Source organism: Prosthecobacter sp., from assembly GCF_044378005.1.
Taxonomy (GTDB): Bacteria; Verrucomicrobiota; Verrucomicrobiia; order Verrucomicrobiales; family Verrucomicrobiaceae; genus Prosthecobacter.
In genome coordinates this window covers 1-4,654 of record NZ_JBILYB010000257.1, presented here as the reverse complement: position 1 = coordinate 4,654, position 4,654 = coordinate 1, and the positions used below count along the sequence as shown (strand labels likewise).

Below are 4,654 nucleotides of genomic sequence, written 5' to 3'. Positions count from 1 at the left end.
GGCGAGCAGATTTCCCCCGGCACTGAAGCCGAGCAGGCCGACGCGATTCGGGTCGAGTTGCCATTCTTTGGCGTGCTCGCGGACGAGGGTGATGGCTTTGGCGGCATCGGCGACGGGCTTTTCATGAGGGGCGGCCTCGTCGCGAGTCGGGGTGCGGTATTTCAGCAGGATGCCGGTGACGCCGATGCTGCTGAGCCACTCGCAGACTTGGGTGCCTTCGTGGATGGCGGAGAGGAAGATGTAGGCACCGCCAGGGGCGACGATGACGCTGGTGCCGTTCGGCTTCTCGGGGCGAAAGACGGTGATCGTGGGATCGCTGATGTCAGTGATGGTGCTCTTGCCAGCGCGGGTGCGGATGAAGTCCTCCGTGGCTTTGGAATGCGGCAGCATCTTCCCCGGCGCGCCTTCGGGCCAGAGCTTGAGTTCGAGCGGCTCGGAGGCGGCAGCGAGAGTGGTAAAGAGGGCGAGGCTGGTGAGAATGAGGCGTTTCATGAGGGCTTACTGCCAGAGATTGCGGTCGAGGGTGCGGTAATTCACCGCTTCGGCGATGCTGTCGGCATTGATCTTCTCCAAGCCGCGCAGATCAGCGAGGGTACGAGCGACTTTCAGGATGCGATCATGGGCACGGGCGCTGAAGCTCATCTCGCCCATCGAGTGCTCCAGCATGGCGCTGCTCTCGCTGTCGAGTTCGCAATATTTTTTGATGAGTCGCGGGGTCATGGCGCTGTTGGTATGCACGCCTTTGCTGCCTTTAAAGCGCTCCACCTGAATGGCGCGGGCCTGCTCGACACGCTGGCGGATGGTGGCGGAGGACTCCCCTGGAGCGGTGCTTTTCAGTGCCTGAAAGTCCACGAGCGGCACCTCGACATGGAGATCGATTCGATCCAAAAGCGGGCCGCTGATGCGCTGGCGATATTTTTGCACCATGACCTGGCTGCATCGGCACGCGCGTTTGAGGTCGCCGTAAAAGCCGCACTGGCAAGGGTTCATCGCTGCCACGAGCATGAAAAGCGCGGGGAAGGTGACGGTGCCCGCCGCGCGCGAGATGGTGACGCGGCCATCCTCCAACGGTTGGCGCAGGACTTCCAGCGTGCTGCGGCGGAACTCGGGAAGTTCATCGAGAAAGAGCACGCCATTGTGAGCGAGCGAGACTTCGCCAGGACCGGGATTCGTGCCTCCGCCGAGCAGCCCCGCATCGCTGATCGTGTGATGCGGCGAGCGGAACGGGCGCGTGGCCACAAACGCCTGCTGCGCGGTGAGCAAACCACCGACGCTGTGAATCTTCGTCGTCTCGATGGCCTCCTCCTCGGTCATCGAAGGCATGATGGTGACGACGCGCTTAGCGATCATCGACTTCCCCGTGCCGGGCGGCCCGACCATGAGGATGTTGTGTCCGCCAGCCACGGCGACCTCGATGGCGCGCTTCGCATCGCCCTGAGCCTTCACATCGGCAAAGTCGATGTCGTAATGCTCCGCAGCCGCGAAGAACTCCGTAGCGCGGCAGGGCTCGGGCGGGAGCTCAATGTCATCCTTCAGATAATCCACGACCTCGCGCAGATGGCGCACGCCAATGATGTCGATGCCTGAGACGACGCTGGCTTCGATAGCCTGGGACTTCGGCACGAGCAGCCGCTTCCGGCCCTGAGCCCGCGCCTGGAGTGCGACGGCGAGCAATCCCCGCACAGGGCGGAGTTCGCCATTGAGAGCGAGCTCCCCGATCATGGAAGTCTCCGCGAGCACTGGGATGGGGATCTTTGACCGATGCGCAATCAGCGAGATCGCGATGGGCAGATCAAACCCTGGGCCTTCCTTTTTCAAATCCGCCGGGGCGAGATTCACCGTGGTGAAGCCTCCGTTCATGGCAAAGCCGCAGCTCGAAATGGCAGCAGTCACACGCTCACGACTTTCCTTCACCGAGGCGTCTGGCAGCCCGACGATGGCGATCTTCGGATTCCCGCCGCCATCATGGGACTCGATCTCGACCTCGATGGCATTCACGCCAAGAAGGGTGGCCGAGTAGGTGCGCGCGACGTTGTTTTGAGACATGCCTTTTTCGGATCAGATTTGGCCCATCACATCACCTTTGCCGGGAAATGGAATGGAAAAGTGAGCCGTGACCTACACCAACCCGCGTCTCACCAGCGACTCCTCCATCGCACGCTCGACGAGACGGACGGCGAGTTCCTGGGTGGCGTCGTCGAGGGCGGCGTTGGCAGACTTGAGCGCTTTGGCGTCGTGCTCGACGGCGTGGAGCAAGGCGCGGACACTGGCGGCGGCGGCTTCGATCACGCGGCGCTCATCATCGCTGACGGCATCGCCGAACTGTGTGAGGGCGGCATCGACGGCGGGGAGGAGCTCTTCGGCCTTGAGTTTGGCCTCGGTCCAGACGCGCTCGTTCATGTCTTCAAAGGCGTGCTCCACGCTCTCGGCGATCATTTGCTCCACGCGCTCGTCATCGACATCGATGGCGGTGTTTTGGATTTCCAAAACGGTGTCGGTGTTCGTGGCGGTGTCGCGGGCGAGCACTTGGAGGATACCGTTCGCATCAATGGCGAACTGCACGCCGACTCGGGCGCTGCCTTTCGGGCCTGGCGGGAAGGGCACGATGACGCGGCCGAGTTCCCAGTTGTCCTTCGCGAGTTCGCGCTCGCCCTGGAGCACGCGGATGAGCATGTCCTGCTGATTGGCGACGGCATTGGTAAACATCTCGCCCGCTTTGCAGGGGATGGTCGTGTTGCGTGGGATGATCGTGTTCATCAGCCCGCCGAAGGTCTCGATGCCGAGAGAAAGCGGCGTCACATCCAGCAGCAGCACGTTTTTCAAAGAGCCGCTGAGGATACCTGCCTGAATGACGGCACCGAGAGCCACGGCTTCATCGGGATTCTGTGAGATGTCAGGCTCGCGCCCGAAGATCTCGGCGACGTATCGACGCACGAGCGGGATGCGAGTGCTGCCGCCGACGAGGATCACGGCATCGAGTTCCTCCGGCTTCACGCCGGCATCGCTCAAAGCTCGCAAGCAATGAGCGCGCGTGCGTTCGACGAGCGGACGGATGAGCTTCTCGAACTCGGCGCGTGTCAGCTCCACGCTGAGGCTGTTCGCGCCATCATAAAATGGTAGCTCGATGCGGGTGCTCTCTTCGCTCGAGAGGCGCTTCTTGGCAGATTCAGCGGCTTCGACAAAACGAGCTGGATCTGCGCCAGCAGGTGAAATGCTTTCTGCCAAAGCGCGGTCGATGTCATCCCCACCCAGCTGAGTATCGCCAGCGGTGCTCAGCACCTGGAAGACGCCCTCCCGCATCTCCAGCACGCTAATGTCAAAGGTGCCGCCGCCGAGGTCATAGACGGCGATCTTTTGGCGCTCGCCGAGTTTATCGAGACCGTAAGCCAGCGCCGCCGCCGTGGGCTCGCTGACGATGCGCTCGACGGTCAGCCCCGCTAGTTCACCCGCCTGCTTCGTGGCGTTGCGCTGCGCGTCATTGAAATAGGCGGGCACGGTGATTACCGCACGGCTGACGCTTTGCTCCAAAGCACGCTCGGCGATGGCTTTGAGCCGCTTCAGGATCTCCGCCGAGACCTCAATGGGCGAGACGCCGAGTTCACGCAGGTTGTAAGGCGGCTGCCAGTCGCCTTCGCCGCCCCGACGTCCGATCAGACGCTTCACGCTCGTCACCGTGCGCTTTGGCTCCAGCGCGCGTTTTCTCAAAGCCGCAGCGCCGACGATGCTGCTGCTGCCGTCGGCGGAATAATTCACGGCGGAAGGCGTGAGGCGCTGGCCTTGCTCATCGGCGAGCAAAATGGGAAAGCCGCTGTCCACCACGCCGACGAGGGAATTGGTGGTGCCGAGATCAATGCCGAGGATGAACATGGAATGACGAATGACAGAATGAACGAATGACGAAGGGGATGATGGACCAGTCCTTCTTCGGGTTTCGTCATTCGTCATTCGGAATTCGTCATTCTCTTCCCGTGACAGGAAGTTTGATGCTGGAGGATTGCCAAAGTGCCGCACCTCTCCGACAATCCGAGCCATGCAGCCCCTGATCAAATCTCTCCAAGACGGCCAGCCTCTCAACGAGCGCGAGGTCCGTGAGGCCGCCGCTTTTCTAGTCGATGAGCAGGAGTCCGACGAAACGAAGGCCAGCCTCCTGCGGGCTCTGGCACGAAAAGGCGAGTCGCCTGCCGAGATTGCGGGTTTTGTACAGGAGTTCCTGAAGCTGGCCGTGGATCCAGGTCTCGACCGCGCGAAGCTGCCCGGCCCGATGCTCGATGTCGTCGGCACAGGTGGGGATCGACTGCATCTCTTCAATGTCTCCACGACGGCGATGTTCATCCTGGCGGCGGGTGACGTCTGCGTGACGAAGCACGGCAATCGCGGTGTGACGAGCAAAGCCGGCGGTGCCGATGTGCTGGAAGCACTCGGAGTCCGCATCGATCTACCCGTCGAGCGTGTGGCGCGTGGCATCGAGAGCATCGGGCTCGGCTTCTTCTTCGCGCCGCTGTATCACCCGGCGTTCAAAGCCGTTGTGGGCGCGCGCAAAATCCTCGGCGCGGAAGGTCAGCGCAGCATTTTCAATCTCCTCGGCCCACTGCTGAATCCCGCACAGCCCGACTTCCAACTCATCGGCGTTTTTGAGCCAAGCCTCACACGCACT

Annotated in this window: 4 protein-coding genes; 1 reads left to right on the top strand and 3 read right to left on the bottom strand. The window is 62.1% G+C overall.

The genetic code is table 11. The features are described from left to right. The 3 genes from AC6FTP_RS25610 to AC6FTP_RS25600 all read right to left on the bottom strand — a co-directional run. A partial coding sequence (locus tag AC6FTP_RS25610; protein WP_497209739.1) for an alpha/beta hydrolase occupies positions 1–492 on the bottom strand: 492 nt, incomplete at its 3' end. Between the two features lie 6 nt (positions 493–498). Next, positions 499–2,046: a YifB family Mg chelatase-like AAA ATPase gene (locus tag AC6FTP_RS25605; RefSeq protein ID WP_497209738.1), complete on the bottom strand. Its 1,548-nt coding sequence runs from the start codon at positions 2,044–2,046 to the stop codon at positions 499–501. A gap of 72 nt (positions 2,047–2,118) precedes the next feature. Next, the gene (locus tag AC6FTP_RS25600; protein WP_497209737.1) at positions 2,119–3,867 is read right to left on the bottom strand and encodes an Hsp70 family protein; all 1,749 of its coding nucleotides are present in this window, start codon (positions 3,865–3,867) and stop codon (positions 2,119–2,121) included. A 163-nt stretch (positions 3,868–4,030) separates the two neighbouring features. Between AC6FTP_RS25600 and trpD the strand changes: the two genes are divergently transcribed. After that, a partial coding sequence (trpD, locus tag AC6FTP_RS25595; RefSeq protein ID WP_497209735.1) for an anthranilate phosphoribosyltransferase occupies positions 4,031–4,654 on the top strand: 624 nt, incomplete at its 3' end.